Below are 22,505 nucleotides of genomic sequence, written 5' to 3' on the forward strand. Positions count from 1 at the left end.
CCCACATAAATCCCTGTCACAAAAAGCTCCAGCACCACAAACGCTCCTTTCCACAGGCACTTAACGATGAGAATTCGAAATTTGTATGTTCACAATTTTTTCACCATCGCCAACCACCGACTAAGCTTCAGACAAGTCCGATCAATCTGCGTGAATGGATCAGTCGACTATGGGCGCGTTATGGCAAACCGATACGAGTAAAACTGTGGTTCCGACTGAACGTGTGGATGAAGCGCCTATACCTGAAAAACCCTCTAGCAGTCGTACGAAGCACGGCTGGGGGGCTTTCTGGTTGTTGCTGTTGATTATCCTGATTGTCCTGGGGCTCGCTGCCGCCAAGGAGATGCGCACCTCGAAGTTTCAATCCCGTGAGGTGAGCAAATTCGCCGCGTCCCTGAGTTATGAAATGAGACCCGGCCCCAGCGACGCCATTCGCTATCCAGGCGCTGGCCCTTTCGATCTGCGTCTGGGCTACAGCTCCCTGAATGAATTCCTACCGCGTTTGATCAAGCGTGACTACGTCATTGCGTCACAAACCCGCTTCTCTCAAAAGCTGATGGACTACACCGACAACGGCTTTTTCGTGCCCTACGCGGAAAAAATACAGGCTGGATTGTCGATTACCGATTGCCGTGCGGCACCGCTGTACCAGTACAAATACCCGCAACAACTCTATTCAAGCTTTGACGCGATCCCGCCGGTGGTGGTCAGCAGCCTGCTGTTTATCGAAAACCGCTTTTTGCTCGATCCTCGTCAGCCCTTGGCCAACCCCGCTGTGGACTGGCCGCGGTTCGGCATGGCGGTGTGGTCCCAGGTGGCCAAGCTGATTCACCTGCCGGGCCAGTCGGCGGGCGGTAGCACGCTGGCGACGCAACTTGAGAAATACCGACACTCACCCGACGGCCTGACGGTGTCGGGCGCGGAAAAGATCCGGCAGATGATTTCCGCCACCGTGCGGGCTTATCAACCGGGCCCCGAAACCTTGCAGGTCCGGCAAAATGTGGTTCGCGATTACCTCAACAGCGTGCCGCTGTCGGCGGTACCGGGCCACGGTGAAGTGCATGGCATGGCCGAAGGGTTGCGCGTCTGGTACGGGGCCGACTTCAACAAGGCCAACGAACGGCTGGCCAACACCGACACGGATCCCAAGAGCATGGCCGAAAAAGGTCTGGCCCTGCGTGAAATGCTCTCGCTGATGATCGCCCAGCGTCGCCCTTCTCACTACCTGACCAAGGGCCATGATGAACTGGCCGACCTCACCGACAGCCACATCCGCCTGCTGGCGGCGAATGGTGTGATCGATGCGTCCTTCGCAGCGGCAGCCATGGCCAGCAAAGTGATCTATCGCGACTGGCAAACCCAGCCGACCATTCAGCCGATTGAAACCAACAAAGGCATCAGCGTGGCGCGCAGCCGCTTGGGCGGGCTGCTCAATCGTCCCCTGTACGATCTCGACCGCCTCGACCTCTCCGCCACCAGCACCCTGCAAGGCGATTTGCAAACCCAGACCACCGAGTACCTCAAGCACCTGGCCGACCCGGCGTTTGCGACCCAAATCGGTCTGATGGGCGAACGCTTGCTCACCCCCACCAGCACCACCCAAGTGCGCTACAGCTTCACGTTGTTTGAACTGACACCGGACGGTGCGCGTGTGCGGGTGCAGACCGACAGCACCGACCAGCCGTTCGACATCAACGAAGGCAGCAAGCTGGAACTGGGCTCTACCGCGAAAATGCGCGTGCTCACCACCTACCTGCAAGTCATGGCCGAGCTGCACGATAAGTACGCCGAAATGACGGTCCCGGAATTGAAGAAAGTCGACGTCCCGGATCAGGATCGCCTGAGCCGCTGGGCCGTCGATTACTTGATTCAGAACAAGGACCGCAATCTGTCGACCATGCTGGGCGCCGCACTGGACCGCAAATATTCCGCCAGCCCCGGCGAAGCCTTTTTCACCGGCGGCGGGCTGCACACCTTCGTCAACTTCCGCAAGGAAGACAACGGCCGCATTCCCACCTTGCGCGATGCCCTGCGGGAATCGATCAACCTGCCGTTCATTCGCCTGATGCGTGACCTGGTGCGCTACACCACGTATTCCGGCCCCAACAACAGCGCCGAATTGCTCAAGGACGATCGTGACCCGCGGCGTCAGGAATACCTGGCCAATTTCGCCGATCGCGAAGGTACTTCATTCCTGCTCAAGTTCTGGAAGAAGTACAAAAACAAGGACACCCAGGCGCGGCTCGATACCTTCCTCGACAGCATGCGCCCGACCCCGATTCGTATGGCGGCGGTGCATCGTTATTTGCTGCCGCAGGCCAGCCAGGAAAGCTTCAACACCTTCGTGCGCTCGCACCTCAAAGGCGCGAAGCTCACCGAAAAACTCACCGACGAACGCCTGCAACGGCTCTACGAAAATTACAGCCCCGGCGCCTACGACCTGCCGGATCAGGGCTTCATCGCCAAGGTTCACCCGCTGGACCTGTGGCTGATGGGCTACCTGCTGAATAACCCGGATGCGAAATGGAGCCAGATCGTCAAGGCCAGCCATTTCGAGCGTCAGGAAGTCTACAGCTGGCTGTTCAAGAGTCGTCACAAGGGCGCCCGCGACAGCCGTATCCGCACCATGCTGGAGATCGAAGCCTTCCTCGACATTCATCAGCGCTGGCAGAAAGTCGGTTACCCGTTCGATCACCTGGTGCCGTCGCTGGCCACTGCCATCGGCAGCTCCGGCGACCGTCCTGCGGCGCTGGGCGAGTTGATCGGCACCATCCTCAACGACGGTGTGCGCATGCCGACATTGCGCATCGACACCCTGCACTTCGCGGCCAATACGCCGTACGAAACCAAACTGATCAACGACCCGGACGCCGGTAAACGGGTGATGCCGTCCGAAGTCGCCACGGCCATGCGCGAGGCCCTGTCGCAAGTGGTGGATGCCGGTACGGCCAAACGTGTTTCCGGCAGTTTCATCACACCCGATGGCAAACCATTGGCCATGGGCGGCAAGACCGGGACCGGGGATAACCGCATCGAAGCCATTGGTTCCGGCGGGCGGATCCTGAGTTCGAAGTCGATCAACCGCACGGCCACCTTCGTGTTTTTCATCGGTGACAACCACTTCGGAACGCTGACCGCCTTCGTACCGGGGCGCACCGCCGAAGCCTTCAAGTTCACCTCGGCGCTGCCCGTGCAGGTACTCAAGGGCATGGCACCGATTCTCACGCCGTATCTGCAACCGGGGACGCATACGCAATGTCTGCCGGTGGAGGTAGCGCGACGCTGATAAAACAATGGCGGTAATTAATTGTTTTCGGCATTGAAAATTCCAATGCTTTACGAGGACGAACACTTATTTAGCAGCTGTAATTGAGACTTTTACTTTGAGCCCCGGGCGTTAGGCTGGTCACTCCACTTAACGCTCAAGGTTTATTAAAAGCATGACTGACTTACACGGACGTATATCAGCGCTACCGACACCCGGGGCCGATAACAATAAAGGTCGCCACTACGGGTTCATCAACAGCCGAATCAACCCAACGTTCAAAGGCGCATCACTGCAACGGATTCGGGAACTGAGCCTCACACAAACGGCTTCAGGGCATTGGGTACAGACCACAAAAGATTTCGATCACACGCCGTTACAAGACGCCAACCTTGAACTCTGGTCCGCTCAAAACGCAGTCGACCGGGTAATGGATAAAGTACAAGGCGTGTATGAGTTCGCCGAACCGTTACTGACCGAGGCGTTACTGAAACAGTTCGGGGTCGACGTCGATGTAACGACAACTTGTTTGTATCTCTATCTACCGAAAAAGCTGCCCTGGTATGCCAGCGATCTCGGCGGTGTGGTGACCCGAACCGTTTCACTGCTGGATGCGGCCCTGCACAACTTCGCGAGCCACGAGACCTGCGAGGCAGACTCGAACTTCATCAGCCAGCCCGATGCGCGTGGGCACTTCGATATCCTGCCGATCAAACGCAAAATGTCCATCGCGCAGTTTCAGACCCTGTGTCGCCAGCTGGACATTGGCGCGCGCTATAAGAAATACCTCGAAGAGCAGTTGCTGCCCAGTGACGGCCTCGCCCTGGGTTACTTGAAACTCAAAATCGTCGAGAGCGAGAAAGCCGCGTTCAAAGCGGCCGCTCAACTGGCCGTTCTGACGGGCGACATCGATGCCGATGCCAGCGACCTCGTCCTGAAGATGCTCGATGGTCAGCGCAATCTCACCCGTAAAGGCCGGGTGATGCAATTCGCAGAATTGTCCATCCTTGACAGCTTGCTGACCGGAATCGTGTTGATCACGCCCATGCCGGAACAACGCATCCGTGACGTGACACCGGTGATTGTCTACGTCCCGCAAGACCCTGAGCACCCACTGAAAGAGTACCCCTCGACCGTCGCTTTCATGGATGAACTGACGCGTCAGCTACGCGACAACGAAATCGTGTCGTCCACCGGCATGACCTACCAGCAATTCTTCAGCCGGTTCGTCGATCAATCAGACCGAGGGCATTTTTTCGGCGGGCTGCAACAACGCCTGTTCGAAGTGAAATGGCATCAGAAAGAGCCATTGGAGCAAGGGCCGAGCTGGCGGGAAGTTGCCGTCACCCATCCTAGCCTGCATTTCAAAGCCGCACCGATTCCCGGCGAACTCTGGGAGTACCTCTTTCAGCAAAAGCTCAACAAGGTTTTCAACGACGCCCGACACATCGCCGTGTCCACCGCCGATGCCGATACCGATGCCCGATGGGCCTGGTGGGAGAACTTCAAGAAAATAGCCTCGGACCTCTTCAACATCGCCCTGATGGTGGTCACGCCGTTCGTTCCGGGGCTGGGTGAATTGATGATGGTCTACTCCGTGTATCAGATGACCAGCGACGTCCTCGAAGGCATCGTCGACATGGCATTGGGGCTGTGGACCGAAGCCGCCGAGCATATTACCGGAGCAGTCACAGACTTTCTTTCGCTGGTGGCGTTTGCCGCCGGCGCGAAGATCGGTGAGCTTGCACGCCTGAAACTGTCGCCGCTGATCGAAGGCATGAAACCGGTGACACTGCCCAATGGCGAACCTCGTCTGTGGCATCCCGACCTCACACCTTACGAGCTACCCGATGTGAAGTTACCGGCTGATTCCAGCCCAGACGCGCAGGGGTTTCACGCCCACGAAGGCCAGGACATTCTGCCACTGGATGACAAGCACTACGCCGTGCAAAAGGACCCGCAAACCGGTGACTACCGCGTCAAACACCCCCATCGCGACACTGCTTATTTACCCGAGTTGAAACACAACGGCCGCGGCGCCTGGACCCACGAAGCCGAAAACCCGCGCGTATGGGAACGCCCGACATTAATGCGGCGTCTGGGCCACTCCGTGGACGGCTTCAGCGACGCAGAACTCGAAGACGTTCGTATCGCCAGCGGCACCGACGACGCTGCGCTGCGCCGGATGTACGTCGACAACACGGCCCCGCCACCGTTACTGGATGACAGCCTCACCCGCTTGAAAAATCAGCGCCAGACCCGCCAGGCCATTGAAAAAATCCGATCAGGTTTGCCCCTGGATCCGTCGTCCTACTGGTTTGAACCGCTGGCGACTTACCTGGACGGCTGGCCCGCGGACAAAGCCCTGAAGGTCTACGAAAACGCCGACAGGACCGGCCGGTTCCGCCAGTATGGCAATGCCGATGCAACCGACGAGCAGACGCTGTCCACCAGTTTGTCCAACCTGATGAGCGAGCAATTTGCGCCGCGCCTTGTCGAGTTTCTCAGCGAAGACGAGCGGCAAGCCATGCTCGGTCGGTCAACCGCCAAAAGTGAACGGGTGCAAGCGTTGCGTGATCGACTGGCGGACGAAGCCAATCGACTGAGCGCTGACATCGTCAATCAGCTTTACCACGGTGCGCAAGCGTCCGACGATCCTCAGATCCGACTCATTCGCCAGACATTTCCCGAGCTGCCAACACGTGCGGCACAGAAGCTGCTCAACAATGCCGACGCGGCCGACCTCAAGCGCATGAACCAGGAGCAGCGCCTACCGTTGAGCCTCAAAAGCCGTGCGCGTGACGCCGCCTTCGAAGTCCGGACGAACCATGCCTATGAAGGTTTTCACGACGGCGCGCAGTGGGTGGCGGAAACCGAACGCCTGGTGCTGAACGCACTGAGGATTCATACCGACACGTTCGCGCAATTGCGCATCGAGGTTCGCGAAGGCAGCGATGCTGGCCCCTTGCGCAGCAGTGTGGGTGCGCAGGACGCGTCGACGGTTCGGATGCTGGTCAAGGATGAGGGGAACCTGTTTGAAGTCTGGGACGCCGACAACCACAAACTGCACGACGCCGCTGATTTTTATGAAGCCGTCCTCAACGCTTTGCCGAAAAACAAACGAGCGCAGCTGGGTTATCGGCCGGGCCAGGGTGAATTTTTCAAGCAATGGGTGATGGCAAAGACCGAGACACCTGCGCAGCGCCGCACCGCGCTCGCCGCACCACCGATCCGTCCGGTGGCGAACCATGAAGACATGACGCTGCTGCGCGGCCCCGGTTTTTCGACCACCGGCGCCACACTCATCCAACGGGTGGAGGATTTGTACCCCCACTTCAACGAACGAGAGGTCAATACCTTCGTTCGATCCCTGGGTTCGCCAGAGCAAGGGCGTCAGACTCTGGCGAGGCTGGACCGAGAGCTGTATGACCTTCAAAAGCTGCTCCATCGGTGGCAAAACCAGCGACCTGACGCGTGGGGGCCTGATCGACAAGGGTTCGTGCGCGGTGGCGGGCTGCATATTGCCGATCGACTCATCGATTGCTTCTCAAGAAAACCCACGGTATTTGGTGAACGCAGTATCACTGCCGACGGCGGTTATGCGCTGGACCTGTCCGTAGAGTTCGATATGCCCGATCTCGAACGCTGGTGGAAGGAACTGCCGGACATCAAGCACTACCTCGATCAGATCAGCACCTTGAATCTGGACCGCACAAACTTTTCCGAAACCTCCTCCAACCTGTTGAGTGACTTTTCTCATCTCCGGCAACTGAGCGCACGCAGCTGCGGGTTGACGCGACTCCCCGAAACCATCGGCAAGATGCACTACCTGCGAACGTTGCGGCTGATGAACAACGACATCAGGTTGACCCCGTCGGCCGTCGAGCAACTGCGAAACCTGACCCACATGGAAACACTCAGGCTCGATGACAACACGCAACTGGGCAGGCTCCCGAACGTCGGGCGCATGCCCAAACTGAGGATCCTGAGTTTGAGCAACACCGGGGCAACCACCTGGCCCGATGGGCTTCTCGGACCCTCCAGCAAGCGCCGACCGCGTGGCTTCTTTCTGGATTTGCAGGAGAACCCGATCAGCGTGATTCCGACCGTTGTGCCCGGCTCGGAGGATGCCTTCCTTGTGGCGCGAACCCGCTTGTACGAAAAGCATCTCTCGGACGCAAACCTGGTCATTTTCAAGGCATATCGACGGTCAGTCGGCATCGCTCCCAAGCAGGTCTACGCCGACGCTGCAAGAGACGCGATGAACCTGTGGCCGATGAACGACGACTCTGTCTGGTGGAGTGCCGAGGTCTCAGGGCTGGGTACTTTCCGGGAGGAAGCCTGGCACGATTTGATGACCGAGCCGGGCTCTGAAGATTTTTTTGCCTTGATCCAGAAACAGACACGCTCGGCCGATTACAAAGCCGGTGGTGATTTGCGTCAACAGCTCAGCAGCCGGGTATGGCGCATGATCGAAGCCATCGACCTGGACACCGAGTTGCGCAAGGAACTGTTCGAAATGGCCAAGGCGCCCACTACGTGCGCCGATGCCGGGGCTCAGGTGTTCAACCACATGGGCATCAAGGTGCTCGCCTCCGAAGCCTATGCCTTATCGACGTCCAACGCCGTCCTGGAAAGCAAACTGGTGAACCTGGCAAAAGGCGCCGCTCGCCTGGCGCGCGTGGATGACATTGCCCGTGCCGATTTCGGCAGCCGTGAGGGCAACCCCGATGAGGTGGAGGTGTACCTCGCTTACGAAACCGGCCTGGCTCAACGCCTCGGTTTACCGTGGCAATCGGAGTCGATGCTGCATCGCCCACTGGCCAAAGTGAGCGCCAAAACCCTCGACACCGCCTTCAATACGGTGATGTCGATGGAGGCCGGCGAAGGGTTGATCAACGACATGATCGATCAGCCGTTCTGGCAGAAATACTTGCATGACACGTACCCGAACGAGTTCAGTCGCAATACCCGGTTTTACGAAACCAAGAGCGACTTGCTGGAGGAGTTGCGCGAAGCACAACAGGCCTGGGCGAGCTCCAAAGGCCTGCAGATTGCGCAGCGACGAGCCCTCAAACAGCGCCTCCTAGACCTCGCACGACGACTGGGTGTCGATGACAGTGTGGTGTTTACCGATCAAGACATGACCGATGAGGTCTACGGCCGATTGCTTCACGACATGGGCTACGAAGAAAAAGAGCTGAGCAGGAAGCTGACCCGCGCAGCGCTGCAAAAAGACGCACAGCAGTAATCGGCAAACCCTGATGCACCCGTTGCTGCATCAGGGTTCAACCCTTAACCCACTTCCGAATCCCAGATGACCGTTACATTGCCCGAATAAGATCTGGCGATACCGGGTTTGAGCATTTCGTCGACCTCGTCCGGCGCAATCTCGAAGTGCAACGTTCCGGGCTTGCGATCGACATAAAAGCGCGGCTGGAAAAGCTCAGTGCCACTGCCGTCGCGCCGCAACGGTCGACGACTGACCGGTTGAGCGGCGGCATCCACCAGACCATTGGGCAGAGTCAGGCTGACGTCGAGTGGCACGACATGACCTGAAACCGGATCGCGCACCGAGCAGCGGTTGCCATCCAGGCTGTACTGGCAGTCCAGGCTCATCTTGAAGCGACTCGACGAAGACACATTGAACGTCTGATCCCGAAACAACCGTGTCGGCTTGCGCCCCTGCGTCAGCCAGGCTTGCCAACCGCCCTGCGGGACCAGTTCAACGCGATTGCCACCCGGCGGTATCTCGACCTTGAGGGTGTGCCGAACATCCAGGGAGAAATTGAGGGTCAGTTGATTGTCAGCCGGAATCATGACATCACCCATGTCGAAATCCTGATGAGGACCGACCCTGTAGGTAATCGAACCGTTGTATTTGCCCGCGACCATGTTCAGCGGATCGGGTGTGCGCAGTTCATAGGCGAAAACGAAGTACAGATACCGGAAGGACATCGGGATGTCGAAAAGTGCCTTTTTGCTGCACACGCCAGCACCAACCGGAACTCTCCAGAAACTGTTGTAACCCCTGGGACCATGGGAATACCAACCCACACCCTGGCAAGGACTCGGGGCGTAGGCCCAGCCCCCTCCTGCCCAAAGTTGATCCCAGTACCCGCCCCCGGTCAATTCGGTAACGGGGCGTGGAACTTGTGCTTCGTGACCAATACCTCCGATCCGAACGGAAAGCACTTTTGAATCTCCCGATTCATGCGTAACACGTACTTCTCTCCACGCTGAGGGAACCTTGGCCATACCGCCTTGGCGAGGGTCGGCATGATTGGCCAGAATCGGCGCATTGGCCGTGAAAGCAATGGGCGCACCGAGACTGAAAAGTCCAAAAGGCTCACAGGCCGCCGGGACCTGCCGACAAAACCCCTCCGAAGGCGTCTTGTTGACGAATTCATTTTTCTGCGGCTTTGCCGAATCCGGCACGAATTCCGCTTCAATCTCCAGGACTGCCGCCTGCACAGGCAGTGAAAACACAGCGAACATCAGGCTGATCACTGCACAGCCACCCGGCATTTGAAATAATCGTCCAACTGAAAAATTCATCGATTCTCCTTAAATCATGAATGGCTGATCCCTCCTGGCTTCACTCTCCCGGCAACACCGCGTTGAAAACCATGTTGACGCTGCCAAAATAGTTACCGGGCTTATAAACCCCATCGGCAGGTGGCACCGGCACGATTTGCAGTAAAACCCGCTTGCCCTGCGCCGCTTCGCTCAGCGAAACCACCTCGCGGCTTTCCCCCTCGCTTAACAACTTGTCGTTGAACGTGACACGCAAACCAATGTCATGGGCATCCGTCCCGTTGGACAAGTAGGGCCTGCCCTCAAGGCGGGCTTCGATGGAGCCGGCTTCATTCTTCACATCGAAATACTTGCGCAAGCCACCCAGGGTCGAGGTCGCCAGATTCCACGGCAATGGCTGTTCACGGTGAATCCAGTCGGGATCTGCGGGAATGACGTAGAACGCCTGGCTCGGGATCGTCACGAACACTTCGAAGTGCTGCACTTCGCGGGCGGCAAACGCTGAATGGCAGGCCACTGCCAACACCATCAGAACCGTGAGTTTTCTGAACATGGTCATCAGCCTTTCACATCGAGTTTCTTGCTGCTCGCGCCTTCAACCAAAGTGAAGCGATACTCGCGACCGGCCTGTTTCTCGAACTCGAAACTGCGCCCTGCCAGGATGTGATGCTTGGTGGTTGGCTGGCAGTCCTGCTCGTTCTTGACCGAGCAATCCTTGAACTCATCGATCACCACCACGGTGTTGCCGTTGTTGCGGATCCGGTACCTGGCCGCATCGTTTTCGATCACGCTGGCGTAACGCGTGTCCTTGGGCCGGACGAAAAACACCGCGCCATAACCGGCCAGCACCGTGACCCCGGCGGAGAGGGTTTTCTTGTATGCCTCACGGTCTTCAACGGAGACCGCGAATTCGTCTTCTTTCTCGGGCACCACCGGCACGAAACGCACACGAAAATAACGCTCTTTGTCGCGTTCGCCCATGTACAGCAAGCGCGTGCCTTGCATGCCACTGGCGGGCACGATCAGCCGCGCCGGGCTGGCCATCAAGCCATCCCGGGCGGTGCCGTCGGCACTGGATTTGAGCGGCACTTCCTGGGATTTGCCTTCAGCGTCGTAAAGGATTTCAAGGATGTTGACCTTGACGAAGGCGGTGCTGTCACCACCGTTGAAGACGCGTTTCAAGAACGTACTTTTGTCGCCGTCCAGGTAGTCGTAAACCGAGCCGATGTTGATGCTCGGCCCGGCGTGCGCCGTCTGGGTGAACAAACAAAAACCAATCAGTGCCAACCGACGTTTCATCGTCATTTACCTCATAGAAAAATGCGTTTCGCCGGGCCTCAGCCTGCCGTCGGCGTCTCAAGCGTCAGGTCCGCCAATGTGTCCGGCGTGCAACGCAGATCGCCGATCATCAGCACATTGTTTTCCGTGCGACCGCTGCTCGGATCGAGTCGGAACTGGCACAGCAACTGATTGCCGTAGCGCACTTCCAGGGTCGGTGAGCCGGCGTTCATTTCCATGGAGAAGAAGCCGTCCACCTCACTCACCCCGCGACTGGCGTGGTTGATGATGTGATGGCCCTTGAGCGGGTTGCCCTGGGGGTCGATCAGGCGGCCGAGTACGGTGAGGGTTCGCATCACACGAATCTGCCGATAATCCACGCCGCCCTTGTTCAGGTGATAGCTGGAACGGGCCGGCTGGATGGTCGCGGCGGGGACGTGATTGCCTTCGAAATCGAAACTGACGGAGCTGCTTTTGTAAGCCGTGATCGGTACGAAATTGCGCCCGGGCTTGAGTACCGCACTGCCGCCGCTCAAATCGTCGGCGCGCAGGGTAATGTCGTCGATGTCCGATTCGACATCGATGATCATGCCCGCACCGTCGCGCTGGTATTGGCTGGTCATGATCATTTTTTGCCCGCCAACCGCCACAGTGCTGTCAAGGTTCAGGCCGCCGGTGAGGTCGTTGTTGTAGGACGAGCGCTGAATAAAGCCGTCGCCGTTGACCAGGTCCGATTGCATCGTCGCCAGCGCGTTCAAACCGATGCCATAGGTGTCGGTGATCGCCGTGGCGGAAACGCTTTGCAGCAGGTGGTCCTGCAAACTTTTGCGGTAGGTGATCGAGGCATTGTTATCCCGCCCGCCGTCGCGATCGGTGCGGGTGCCGATGCTGCCGGACAGTTGTTCTCCCGGACCGCCCAGCGCGATGTTCACGCTCAAATCAAGGCCACGATTTCGATCATCTCCGGAGCTGAAACTGCCCGGCCTGTCGAACAGCGACAAACGCCAATTGGCGTCGCTGCCGAACAGTTGCGTGCGTTGGCTCCAACCCAAATCAACGCCGACACCTTCGGTATTGCCTTCGCTGTGGGACACCCGAGCGTTGACCGAACTTTTGCTGGTGAGTCGATGATTCACCGACAAGGAAGAGTTGCTGGTCTGGCCGATAAACACGTTGCGCTGCCGCACTCGCGTGCCGTCGGGCAGGGTGTCGTAGAGTCGCGTAGTGTCGAGCCAACTGCGGTTATGGCTGGCGACGATGCTGCCGCTGCCGTAGGAATAGAGCCCCTGCACGTCGAGGCCGGTGCCGTAGTCCTGCGTTTGATAGACGTTGGCATAGACGCTGGCGTTATTGACGATGGCCCAGTCGACCGATGTGCCGTATTGCAGGGTGTCTTTGACCTGTCGACCCGACAGGCCGAGGATCACCCGCGGGTGCAACAGGAAGTTGAAGGCGGCACCGGCGGTCATGTCGCCGTCGGCCTGCTCATCCCAGTTGCTGAGCACTTTCGATTCACGCCCGGCGAACAGGTTGTAGCGCCAGCGCTCGTCATGATTGCGCCAGTTGTTGGGTTTGTAGACCAGTTCCTGAGTGCTGGAGGTGATCTGGCCGTCTTCGATCAGGCGCACTTCCACTTCATAGATGCCACCGGGCAATGGCCGCGTATCGAGGGTCTGCAAACCGGCCGGCATCGCCTGCGTGTTGATCAGCAAACCGTCGCGGTAGATTTCCACCGAGCCCTGGCGATTGGCCGTGACGTAGATCGGGTAGACCGCCGGTTTCGGGTTGCTGATGGCCAGGCTGTCGGAGCTGCCGTACATGACGCCCACTGCGGTGTCGGGGCTGGCGCCAAATGAGCGCGGCTGACGGGTCAGGCCTTCCGAGTTGGGTGTGAATAAGCCCAGCCGCAGAAAGCTGCCTTGCAGTTCGCGCTGGGTGAAGAGCTCATGCACGGCGTGATAGGTCTGGTTGTCCACACCGCCCAGGCGGGACAGCTGCAAATTGACGGCTTGGGTCCAGTTACCGAGGCTGCTGCTGGCTTCCAGACCGTAACGACCACCGAGGTCCTGGTTCTGGCCGCCATTAAGGTTCAGCTGGTTGCGCACGATCAACCCGGTGCTGCCACCTTCGGGCTGGTTGTAATACAGCTGCACTTGATCATCGCGCTCAGCGTTTTCTGTGAGGATCGACACCAGGGAGTTTTCCAGGCTGTAGTGGACCGCCAGCAATTGTTCGGGGCAGTTGGCCTGACAGGTACCCAGCACCACGCCTTGTTTCAGATAATTGGCCCAGATGTCACGTTCACTGGGCTTGATCGTGCTGTCGCTGACATCGGAGAAGTCAACGAGGGTGATGCGATCGTCGCGGGTCAGCACGACCATCGCCTCACCGAGAAACTGTTGATCAAGTTCCACGCGCACCGCCAGCGGCACATCAAAGAAATGCTCTTCGAACTCGCTCGGCAAACCCTTTGCCTGCGCCAGCAGACTTCGCGGTGTAGTACCGTTATCCGCTGGCGTGGCCAGGGCAGTTGCACAAAAACATAGGGCAAGCGCCGTCGCGATGGGAGTCATCGGGAACATGAACGAAATACTCTAAAGATAAATTCGTTGAAACCCGATCGACAGGGGCGAAACCCTATCGATCGGTGAACGTTGCCAAGTAAGACAGAACTTACTTACAGAACGCGCTTTGGTTTAGATGCGCGGAATGGCATCAAACATGACGACCGGGTTGGCGGTGTAGACACCGACCTGATTGTTGCCCGGTTTAGCGGCAGTAATGACCAGGTCTGCGCGCATACCACCGTTGGACTCGACGTCACCAACCACTTCCTGAGAATCGGCGGTCAATTCCTTACCGTTGAAGGTGTAAGTCAGAGGTATGTTCAAGGTCGCATTACCGTTGAACAGCGGCGTAGGACCGCCGACAACGTATGCGCCTACCGAGCCATTGGTGTGTTGAATATCAAAGGTACCGCGGACCTCCGACAGGACGCCAGTCCCTACGACGTACTGCATTTTCTCGTCTTTTCCGAAGTCTTTGTCTACAGGCTGAGCGTGGAAAACCTTGCTCGGGATTTCAGCGGTAATGTTGATGGAGGTGCGCGATTCTTCCGCAGCGAACGCCATCGAAGCGCTCAGGGCCAGGAGGGTCATCGGAACGGCGATTGCAAGCTTCTTGAACATTATTGAGTACCTGTTTTTTTCAAAGGATTGGACCGAGGAAAGTCTGAACAAGCCATCGCCATTCACTCCTGTGTTGGCGATTTCACTTAACTTTCGACGCCGGAGAATGATCGTCCAATCCCTTGAGAAAGTAAGTACGCAACTTCCGAAGAACATGTAGTAACAATGGCTTTCGAACAGCAGGAAAAAAGTTGGAAAATCACTAATTAGATTGTTTGACCCTCAGATAAATACTACACACAGTTTTAACTTAAAAAGCACACAGACAAGAACCAATCAAACTTCCGTAAGACCGAGACTACTTATGTCATGCGGGTGGATTAATTACCAACCCATGAACTTCTATAATTAGTTTAATTACTCTAAAAGAGCAACCCATGCATCCTTCCTCGTCGCTGATTGCGCCTGGCCCTCAAGCGGCGCCCGAGGCCGACCGTTGGTCCAGAACGCTTGCGCAGACCTAAAGATATATCTTAAGTTGTATCTAAACACGACGAGAGAAGACGCAAAATGAGAGACCATCATTCCCATCGAGACCACAGCGACAGCCGCGATAGCTTCGAAAAACGCCCAGGCCCCGGCCGTGAACGAGGTGGACGCGGTCCCCGGGTGTTCGCCCCCGGTGACCTGAAACTGCTGCTGTTGGCTTTGATCGCTGAGCAGCCCTGCCATGGCTATGACTTGATCCGCCAGATCGAAAGCATGTTCGACGGCGCCTACAGCCCCAGCCCCGGCGTGATCTACCCGACCCTGACCTTTCTCGAAGAAAGCGAAATGATTCTGGGCGACGCCGAGGGCGGCAAAAAACGCTACAGCATCACCGACGCCGGACGTCTGTCGTTGACCGAGCAGGCGATTGCGCTGGACGGCGTGCGGATGCGCATCGAGGTCAGCAAGCGCTCATTGCGCGGCCATGATCGTCCGGCCGAGATCCACGAGGCTGTGCACAACTTGCGTCACGCCTTGCAAATGCACCACGGCCGCTGGAGCCCCGAAGAAATCCTGCGGGTTCGCGACCTGCTCAATAACACCGCCAAAGCCATCGTCGATGGCCCTGCCGTTCAACCCGTTCAGGAGAAAGCCGAATGACTGAAGTGATCGTGCAATCCATTCACCGTGTCATGCATGAGATCAAACGCCGTCGCCTGGAAGTGCTGCGCGTGGTCGACCTGACCCCGCGGATGCGCCGGGTTACCCTGGGCGGCCCGGAACTGGCCGGTTTCGTCAGCCTCGGTACGGACGACCACGTCAAACTGCTGTTCCCACAAAACGCGGCGGAACACGCGGCACTGGAAACACTGGTGCTCGGCGCCGGTAAAGACAACGGGCCGATGCCCGCAATGCGCGACTACACGCCCCGTCGTTACGACCTCGATGCCCTGGAACTGGACATCGATTTCGTCCTGCACGGCGACGGCCCCGCCGCGACCTGGGCCGAGCAGGCCAAACCTGGCCAGTTCCTGCACATCGGCGGGCCACGCGGCTCGATGATTGTGCCGGACATGTTCGACAGCTACTTGTTGATCGGCGACGAAACCGCCCTGCCCGCCATCGCCCGTCGGCTCGAAGGTCTGGCGGCCAATCGGCGTGCGTTGGTGATTGTGGAAGTGGAGAACGGCGCCGAGCAGCAGCGACTGGAAAGCGCCGCACAGGTCAATGTGATCTGGGTCTTGCGCGAGGGCGACAAAGACAATTTGCTGACCACCGTGAAGCAACTGCACGTGCCGAGCGGCAATCTGTATGCGTGGGTGGCGACCGAGACCAAGGTGTCACGGCAGATCCGCCGAGTTTTGCTTGATGAGCACGGTTTGAACGAGCAATTTGTCAAAGCCGTGGGTTACTGGCGCCTGGATGACAGCGACGAGGAATGACCGCAGCTCTTGTGGCTGCCAAGTTTCCTGTGGTGAGGGGGCTTTGTGGCAAAGGGTTTTCTGAGGCAAGGAGAACTCTGTACTGAGGCGCTTCTGTGGCGAGGGGACTTGTCCCCGTTGGAGTGCGAAGCGCTCCCCAAAACCTTCGACAGCTGCCGAGATTTTGGGGCTGCTGCGCAACCCAACGGGGACAAGTCCCCTCGCCACAAGTGTTCACTTTGGAGCGCGCCATCTATCAAGGGCGATCAATAACAACGCGATCACAACAAACCCCGCCAACAATCCCCCCGCATTCACAAACACCTGTGGATAACCCAGCGTGCCGACGTCAATGAACGGATAGGGATAAACCGCCAGCTCGTGACCACGCAGCAGCGAATAGGCGAAGTACACCAGCGGATAAATCACCCACAGGCCGATATGCCGCAACCGCAATGTGCCTTTGGGCACACACAACCACCAATACGCCAGAAACAGCAGCGGCATGACGTCATGCATCAGCTCGTCCGCCAGCAACTGCCAGCCTTCGGGGTGCCACAAGTGGCGCAGTAACACGCTATACGCCAGGCCGACAACCACGATGCTCACGGCAATCGCGCTGCTGACCCACGGCTGCAAAAACCAGCGTCGCGCCGCCGATTCGCGAGGGGTCCACTCACAGGTCAGCACCACCGCCACCAACGTATTGGTCAGCACGGTGAAGTAACTGAAAAAGCTCAGCAGCCCACCCAGCAGACTGGCTTCCAGCGTCCAGCGTGAGTACAGAATCAGGTACAGCTGAATCGCCAGCCCCGACCAGCCCAGCACTGCGGCCACCGCAACAAAACGACGCCTCGCGGCAGAACCTGGCGTCGATAGGCTGATCATGTTCAGAGCGGGCGCTTGGTGCGCATCAGCTTTACGTACAAGTGTTCGACCTTCTCCCTGGCCCACGGAGTTTTGCGCAGGAACGTCAGGCTCGACTTGATGCTCGGGTCACTCTTGAAGCAGCGGATATCAATGCGCTCGGCCAGCCCCGACCATTCGTAATGTTCAACCAGGGCATTGAGGATTTGCTCCAGCGTCACGCCGTGCAGCGGGTTGTTGTTCTGTTCGGTCATGCCGGGCCTTCGAGCGATGTAAGGATGGGAAGCCGCGCACCTTAGCCGAGGGCTTCCTTGGGGGGAAGCGATCTGTGTGCTGTCAGCTAAATGTAGGTGAAACGCAAAAGATCGCAGCCTCGTTTCACTCGACAGCTCCTACATTGGCGTTCACCTGTAGGAGCTGTCGAGTGAAACGAGGCTGCGATTTTTTCCCACGGACTGTTACCAAATCCGAAACGCTCCATGTCAGCAAAAGCGCTTTCTCTATTTGTAACAGGACATTATCCTTGCACCCGTCAAGCTGAAACGCTTCATCAGCCCGCGACAAAGTGCCGCTTTCGATTCACTCCCCCAGAAAAAGATCAAGAATTCCTTCTCTATGCCTGATTTCCCAACTCCGCGAGACAGCGCTGTCTGCACCGCTATTGCCAGTCGAAAAACCCTGACCCTGATCGCTGGGTTCAGCGCTTTTGGCCTTGCCACCTGCACCCAGGCTGCTCCCGCTTTCGATAGCGAATCCCCCTGGATGCTCGGCGACTGGAACGGCACGCGCACCGAACTTTCGGAAAAAGGCTACGACTTCAAAGTCGATTACACCGGCGAAATGGGCAGCAATCTGCACGGTGGCTACGATCACGATCGCACCGCGCGCTACAGCGACCAGTTTGGTTTTGGCACGCATCTGGACTTGCAGAAGATTCTGGGCTGGGACGATGCTGAATTTCAGCTGACCATCACCGAGCGCAGCGGCAACAACATCAGCAACGACCGGATCAACGACCCGCGCGTCGGCGGCTTCACTTCGGCTCAGGAAGTCTGGGGGCGTGGGCAAACCTGGCGCCTGACGCAGATGTGGTATCAGCAGAAATTCTTCGACCAGAAGCTCGACATCAAGGTCGGCCGCTTCGGCGAGGGCGAGGACTTCAACAGCTTCCCCTGCGACTTCCAGAACCTGGCGTTTTGCGGTTCGCAGGTCGGCAACTGGGTCGGCGGTATCTGGTACAACTGGCCGGTCAGCCAGTGGGCGATGCGCGTGAAATATCACCTGACGCCGGAGTTGTACGCGCAAGTCGGCGCGTATGAGCAGAACCCGTCGAACCTCGAACGCGACAACGGCTTCAAGCTCAGCGGCAGCGGCACCCAGGGCGCGATTTTGCCGGTCGAGCTGGTGTGGTCGCCAAAGCTCAACGGCCTGCCGGGCGAATACCGCGCCGGTTATTACTACAGCAACGCGAAGGCCACGGATGCCTACAAGGACAGCAATGGCCAGCCGGCAGCCCTGAGTGGCGAGGCGTACCGCAGCGCATCGAGCAAGCACGGCGTTTGGCTGGGTGTTCAGCAACAAATCACCAGCCGCGCCAGCGACAACTCTCGCGGCTTGAGCGTGTTCGCCAACGGCACGATGCACGACAAGAAGACCAACGCCATCGACAACTATGTCCAGGCAGGCGTCGTCTACAAAGGCCTGTTCGATGCGCGCGCCAAGGACGACATCGGGTTCGCCCTCGCCCGGGTTCACGTCAACCCGGCCTATCGCAAGAACGCCGAAGCGACCAATCAGGCCCGCGCCGTCTTCGACTACGACGACCCCTCGTTCCTGCCACCGCAGGACACCGAATACAGCGCCGAACTCTATTACGGCGTGCACGTCACCAACTGGCTGACCGTGCGCCCGAACCTGCAATACATCCGCCACCCAGGTGGCGTGGACAAAGTCGATGACGCGTTGATTGGCGGGATCAAGATCCAGTCATCGTTCTAACAACCACCGCATTACCCGGTAGGAGCGAGGCTTGCCCGCGAAGGCGATCTCACGTTCAACATTGATGTCGACTGTGAAACCGCCTTCGCGGGCAAGCCTCGCTCCTACAGGGATCGCGACAACCAACCAGTTTTTTATATGAACCATGCCCACGCGGGATCGTCATCTACAGTGAACTTGCGTGGGACTACTTGAAACGTCACGGAGAACCACACTATGAGCACTGATGGTGCTTTGAGTCGAAGCCGTCTACTGCCGACCCTGCTCGGCATTCTGCTTCTGCTAATGGGCCTGGCCATGCTGGTCGGCGGGATCAAGCTGAGCATGCTTGGCGGCTCGCTGTATTACCTGCTGGCCGGTATCGGCCTGACGCTGACCGGCGTGCTGCTGATCCTGGCCCGCCGCGCTGCGCTGGGCCTTTACGCACTGGTGCTGTTCGCCAGTACCGTGTGGGCCTTGTGGGAAGTCGGCCTCGATTGGTGGCAACTGGTGCCGCGCCTGGCGATGTTGTTTGCGCTGGGCCTCGTCATGCTACTGCCGTGGTTGCGCCGTCCGCTGCTGATTACCGGTCCTGCGCCGATGGGCACCGGCGCACTGAGCGTGGCCGTGGTGCTGGCCGCCGTTGCTGCGCTGGCCAGCCAATTCACCAACCCGGGTGAAATCAAAGGCCAACTGGACCGCGACAGCGTGCCGGGCATGACCAACATCGCACCGGCCATGCCCGACGGTGACTGGAATTCCTACGGCCGCAGCGCCCATGGCGATCGTTACTCGCCACTGGCGCAGATCACCCCGCAAAACGTGAACAAACTGGTACCAGCCTGGACCTATCGCACCGGCGACCTGCCTGGGCCGAACGACCCGGGCGAAACCACCGCCGAAAACACCCCGTTGAAAGTCAACGGCATGCTCTACGTGTGCACGCCGCACAGCCAGGTGATCGCCCTTGATCCGGACACCGGCAAGGAAATCTGGCGTTTCGATCCGAAGCTCTCCACGCAAAACGCGGCGAACTTCAAGGGATGGGCGCACATGACCTGCCGTGGCGTGACGTATCACGATGACGCCGCTTACGCTTCCGAGCAGAGCCCGACGGGCACCGCCAGCCCTGCGCCGGTCAGCACGGTCTGCCCACGCCGGATCTTCCTGCCAACGGCCGACACCCGTCTGATCGCCCTCGACGCCGACACTGGCAAGATGTGCGAAGACTTCGGCAACAAAGGCCAGGTTGATCTCTCCGCCAACATCGGCGGCTTCAATGCCGGCGGTTACTACTCCACCTCGCCTCCAGCCGTCACTAAAGACCTGGTGGTGATTGGCGGCCACGTCACCGACAACGTTTCCATCGACGAGCCAAGCGGCGTGATCCGCGCGTTCGACGTGCACACCGGCAAACTGGTGTGGAACTGGGACAGCGGCAACCCGGACGACACCACGCCGATTGCCGAAGGCAAGGTCTACACCCGCAACTCGCCGAACATGTGGTCCATGTTCGCCGTCGACGAAAAACTCGGCATGCTTTACCTGCCGATGGGCAACCAGACCCCGGACCAGTTCGGTGGCGCGCGCACCCCTGAGTCGGAACTGCACGCCGCCGGCCTGACCGCACTGGACATCGCCACCGGTAAAGTGCGCTGGCACATGCAGTTGACCCACCATGACCTGTGGGACATGGACGTGGGTGGCCAGCCAACCCTGATGGACCTGAAAACCGCAGACGGCGTGAAGCCAGCGGTACTCGTGTCCACCAAGCAAGGCAGCATCTACGTGCTGGACCGCAGCACCGGCAAAGCGATCGTGCCAATCAACGAAGTGCCGGTTCCGCAAGGCGCTGTCGAAGGTGATCACACCTCGCCGACCCAACCGAAATCCGACCTCAACCTGATGCCGCCGCCGCTGCAAGAGCGCGACATGTGGGGCGTGACCCCGTTCGACCAACTGATCTGCCGGATCGACTTCAAATCCATGCGCTACGACGGCCCGTTCACGCCGCCGTCGCTGCAGGGTTCGATCGTTTACCCAGGCAACTTCGGCGTGTTCGACTGGGGCGGCATTTCGGTTGACCCGGTGCGTCAGATCGCTTTCGTGAACCCGAGCTACATGGCGTTCAAATCGAAAATGATCCCGGCCGCCGAAATCGCCGCCCAAGGCCCACGTAAAAGCGAAACCGAAGGCGTGCAGCCGAACAAAGGCGCGCCGTATGGCGTGGTCCTCGAAGCCCTGCTTTCGCCAATGGGCCTGCCGTGCCAGGCACCGGCGTGGGGCTACGTGGCGGCAATCGATCTGACCACGTCGAAAGTCCTGTGGAAGCACAAGAACGGCACCGTGCGCGACAGCTCTCCGGTTCCGATCCCGCTGAGCATGGGCGTGCCTAGCCTGGGCGGCCCCTTCACCACTGCCGGTGGCGTTGGCTTCCTGAGCGGCACGCTCGACCAGTACCTGCGCGCCTACGACGTAAAAAACGGCAAGCAACTGTGGGAAGGCCGCCTGCCAGCCGGCGCGCAAACCACGCCGATGACCTACACCGGCAAGGACGGCAAGCAGTACGTGCTGGTCGTTGCGGGCGGCCACGGTTCGCTGGGCACCGAGCAAGGTGACTATGTGATTGCGTACAAACTGTCGGAATAAATTGTAGCGACAGATAAAGGAAAGGCGACTCCTGCGAGGGGGTCGCCTTTTTTTGCATCGCTGCAAATCAAAATGTGGGAGCGGGCTTGCTCGCGAAAGCGGTGTTTCAGGCGACTTCCATGTTGAATGTTAAACAGCCTTCGCGAGCAAGCCCGCTCCCACATTTGGCCGAGGTTGGCCTGAGAAATACTGCGAACGTCCTACAGCGGATGCTGTTCGGGAGGACGATTCCGACAGGTTCTATCGGTTGTAGTGTCAGAAGCCCGGACGATAGGCTTTCGAGGTCGCTGCAAATTCAGCGGCCGGGTTTGGTCGCCCAGGTTTAGAATGGCGCACTTTTCGTGCTTGCTTCATGGCGAGCTGTGCGTGGGAGGGCTTCGGCCCTGCCGGGTTCCATTCCCTGGTCGACCAACCTGCGTACGGTTCGCCACCCAACTGCTTGGTCGTAGTCGTGGCGAACTCCCTGTCCCCGAATGGAGCTTCACCATGTTCAAAGAAACCCCAAATCCCACGCATACCGACGACGTTTCCCCCTACGAATCCGTCGATTCAAAAAAACTCAACGAAGCCGCCGAGCGCGCGTTGGATCACTACCTCAACCCCCCCGCCCTCAAATCCCCTGCCATCCGCAAACCCAGCACCATGTTTGTAATTGCACCGGACATCAAAGACGAAGACCTGTTGGCCCATACTTGCGAGTCATTGGCCCAGGCCAGTGTGATGGCGAGTGATTTCGCCGACTACCTGGAAGGCCCGCACCGGCACAAGGCGATGGCGATTCAACAGATCGTCATGGCTTCGTGTACCTCTGAGGAATCAGCTCGGCTGGCGGCAGCCAAGTTCAAAAGAAGCAAACCCTGAACACACACCCAGAAATATCCCCCGCCATTGAAA

The 22,505-nt window shown here is 58.6% G+C and carries 14 protein-coding genes; 7 read left to right on the top strand and 7 right to left on the bottom strand.

The features are described from left to right. Positions 1-169: 169 nt before the first annotated feature. A complete protein-coding gene (locus EYC95_RS14280) occupies positions 170-3,286 on the top strand; it encodes a transglycosylase domain-containing protein (protein ID WP_131060926.1) in 3,117 nt (1,038 codons plus the stop codon). A gap of 409 nt (positions 3,287-3,695) precedes the next feature. Continuing rightward, positions 3,696-8,516: an NEL-type E3 ubiquitin ligase domain-containing protein gene (locus tag EYC95_RS14285; RefSeq protein WP_371928420.1), complete on the top strand. Its 4,821-nt coding sequence runs from the start codon at positions 3,696-3,698 to the stop codon at positions 8,514-8,516. Positions 8,517-8,560: 44 nt separating this feature from the next. Here EYC95_RS14285 and EYC95_RS14290 read toward each other — a convergent pair whose 3' ends face one another. The 5 genes from EYC95_RS14290 to EYC95_RS14310 form a co-directional block, all read right to left on the bottom strand. Beyond that, positions 8,561-9,793, bottom strand: coding sequence for a hypothetical protein (locus EYC95_RS14290; protein WP_165557460.1), 1,233 nt, complete (start codon positions 9,791-9,793; stop codon positions 8,561-8,563). Positions 9,794-9,863: 70 nt separating this feature from the next. Next, positions 9,864-10,355 (bottom strand): CS1 type fimbrial major subunit, encoded by a 492-nt coding sequence (locus EYC95_RS14295; RefSeq protein ID WP_131060929.1) that lies wholly within the window; start codon positions 10,353-10,355, stop codon positions 9,864-9,866. Positions 10,356-10,360: 5 nt separating this feature from the next. Next, positions 10,361-11,101 carry a molecular chaperone gene (locus EYC95_RS14300; protein ID WP_131060930.1) on the bottom strand — a complete coding sequence of 247 codons (741 nt, stop codon included), beginning with the start codon at positions 11,099-11,101 and terminating at the stop codon, positions 10,361-10,363. A gap of 38 nt (positions 11,102-11,139) precedes the next feature. After that, on the bottom strand, positions 11,140-13,662 hold the full coding sequence (locus EYC95_RS14305) for a TcfC E-set like domain-containing protein (RefSeq protein WP_131060931.1): 2,523 nt from the start codon (positions 13,660-13,662) through the stop codon (positions 11,140-11,142). Positions 13,663-13,776: 114 nt separating this feature from the next. Continuing rightward, a complete protein-coding gene (locus tag EYC95_RS14310) occupies positions 13,777-14,268 on the bottom strand; it encodes a CS1 type fimbrial major subunit (RefSeq protein ID WP_131060932.1) in 492 nt (163 codons plus the stop codon). Between the two features lie 510 nt (positions 14,269-14,778). Here EYC95_RS14310 and EYC95_RS14315 point away from each other — a divergent pair. Together EYC95_RS14315 and EYC95_RS14320 are read left to right on the top strand one after the other, a co-directional pair. After that, positions 14,779-15,357 carry a PadR family transcriptional regulator gene (locus EYC95_RS14315; RefSeq protein ID WP_131060933.1) on the top strand — a complete coding sequence of 193 codons (579 nt, stop codon included), beginning with the start codon at positions 14,779-14,781 and terminating at the stop codon, positions 15,355-15,357. Then, entirely contained in the window at positions 15,354-16,139 is a 786-nt protein-coding gene (locus tag EYC95_RS14320) for a siderophore-interacting protein (protein ID WP_131060934.1), read from the top strand. The genes EYC95_RS14315 and EYC95_RS14320 overlap by 4 nt, the downstream gene beginning before the upstream one ends. Before the next feature lie 213 nt (positions 16,140-16,352). Here EYC95_RS14320 and EYC95_RS14330 read toward each other — a convergent pair whose 3' ends face one another. Both EYC95_RS14330 and EYC95_RS14335 read right to left on the bottom strand, forming a co-directional pair. Next, positions 16,353-17,006 (bottom strand): Pr6Pr family membrane protein, encoded by a 654-nt coding sequence (locus EYC95_RS14330; RefSeq protein WP_131060936.1) that lies wholly within the window; start codon positions 17,004-17,006, stop codon positions 16,353-16,355. Between the two features lie 2 nt (positions 17,007-17,008). Further along, the gene (locus EYC95_RS14335; protein WP_131060937.1) at positions 17,009-17,239 is read right to left on the bottom strand and encodes a VF530 family DNA-binding protein; all 231 of its coding nucleotides are present in this window, start codon (positions 17,237-17,239) and stop codon (positions 17,009-17,011) included. Positions 17,240-17,600: 361 nt separating this feature from the next. Between EYC95_RS14335 and EYC95_RS14340 the strand changes: the two genes are divergently transcribed. The 3 genes from EYC95_RS14340 to EYC95_RS14355 all read left to right on the top strand — a co-directional run bounded on the left by EYC95_RS14340 (position 17,601) and on the right by EYC95_RS14355 (position 22,472). After that, a complete protein-coding gene (locus tag EYC95_RS14340; protein WP_131060938.1) occupies positions 17,601-18,983 on the top strand; it encodes a carbohydrate porin in 1,383 nt (460 codons plus the stop codon). 216 nt (positions 18,984-19,199) lie between these two features. Continuing rightward, positions 19,200-21,611, top strand: coding sequence for a glucose/quinate/shikimate family membrane-bound PQQ-dependent dehydrogenase (locus tag EYC95_RS14345; RefSeq protein WP_131060939.1), 2,412 nt, complete (start codon positions 19,200-19,202; stop codon positions 21,609-21,611). Positions 21,612-22,097: 486 nt separating this feature from the next. Continuing rightward, on the top strand, positions 22,098-22,472 hold the full coding sequence (locus EYC95_RS14355) for a DUF6124 family protein (protein WP_256656957.1): 375 nt from the start codon (positions 22,098-22,100) through the stop codon (positions 22,470-22,472). Positions 22,473-22,505: the final 33 nt, after the last annotated feature.

This window comes from Pseudomonas sp. BGI-2 (assembly GCF_004310295.1).
Taxonomy (GTDB): domain Bacteria; phylum Pseudomonadota; class Gammaproteobacteria; order Pseudomonadales; family Pseudomonadaceae; genus Aquipseudomonas.

Coding starts and splice junctions, on each gene's coding strand:
- EYC95_RS14280 (WP_131060926.1), top strand. CDS start 170: ATGGGCGCGTTATGGCAAACCGATACGAGTAAAACTGTGGTTCCGACT.
- EYC95_RS14285 (WP_371928420.1), top strand. CDS start 3,696: ATGGATAAAGTACAAGGCGTGTATGAGTTCGCCGAACCGTTACTGACC.
- EYC95_RS14290 (WP_165557460.1), bottom strand. CDS start 9,793: ATGCCGGGTGGCTGTGCAGTGATCAGCCTGATGTTCGCTGTGTTTTCA.
- EYC95_RS14295 (WP_131060929.1), bottom strand. CDS start 10,355: ATGTTCAGAAAACTCACGGTTCTGATGGTGTTGGCAGTGGCCTGCCAT.
- EYC95_RS14300 (WP_131060930.1), bottom strand. CDS start 11,101: ATGAAACGTCGGTTGGCACTGATTGGTTTTTGTTTGTTCACCCAGACG.
- EYC95_RS14305 (WP_131060931.1), bottom strand. CDS start 13,662: ATGTTCCCGATGACTCCCATCGCGACGGCGCTTGCCCTATGTTTTTGT.
- EYC95_RS14310 (WP_131060932.1), bottom strand. CDS start 14,268: ATGTTCAAGAAGCTTGCAATCGCCGTTCCGATGACCCTCCTGGCCCTG.
- EYC95_RS14315 (WP_131060933.1), top strand. CDS start 14,779: ATGAGAGACCATCATTCCCATCGAGACCACAGCGACAGCCGCGATAGC.
- EYC95_RS14320 (WP_131060934.1), top strand. CDS start 15,354: ATGACTGAAGTGATCGTGCAATCCATTCACCGTGTCATGCATGAGATC.
- EYC95_RS14330 (WP_131060936.1), bottom strand. CDS start 17,006: ATGATCAGCCTATCGACGCCAGGTTCTGCCGCGAGGCGTCGTTTTGTT.
- EYC95_RS14335 (WP_131060937.1), bottom strand. CDS start 17,239: ATGACCGAACAGAACAACAACCCGCTGCACGGCGTGACGCTGGAGCAA.
- EYC95_RS14340 (WP_131060938.1), top strand. CDS start 17,601: ATGCCTGATTTCCCAACTCCGCGAGACAGCGCTGTCTGCACCGCTATT.
- EYC95_RS14345 (WP_131060939.1), top strand. CDS start 19,200: ATGAGCACTGATGGTGCTTTGAGTCGAAGCCGTCTACTGCCGACCCTG.
- EYC95_RS14355 (WP_256656957.1), top strand. CDS start 22,098: ATGTTCAAAGAAACCCCAAATCCCACGCATACCGACGACGTTTCCCCC.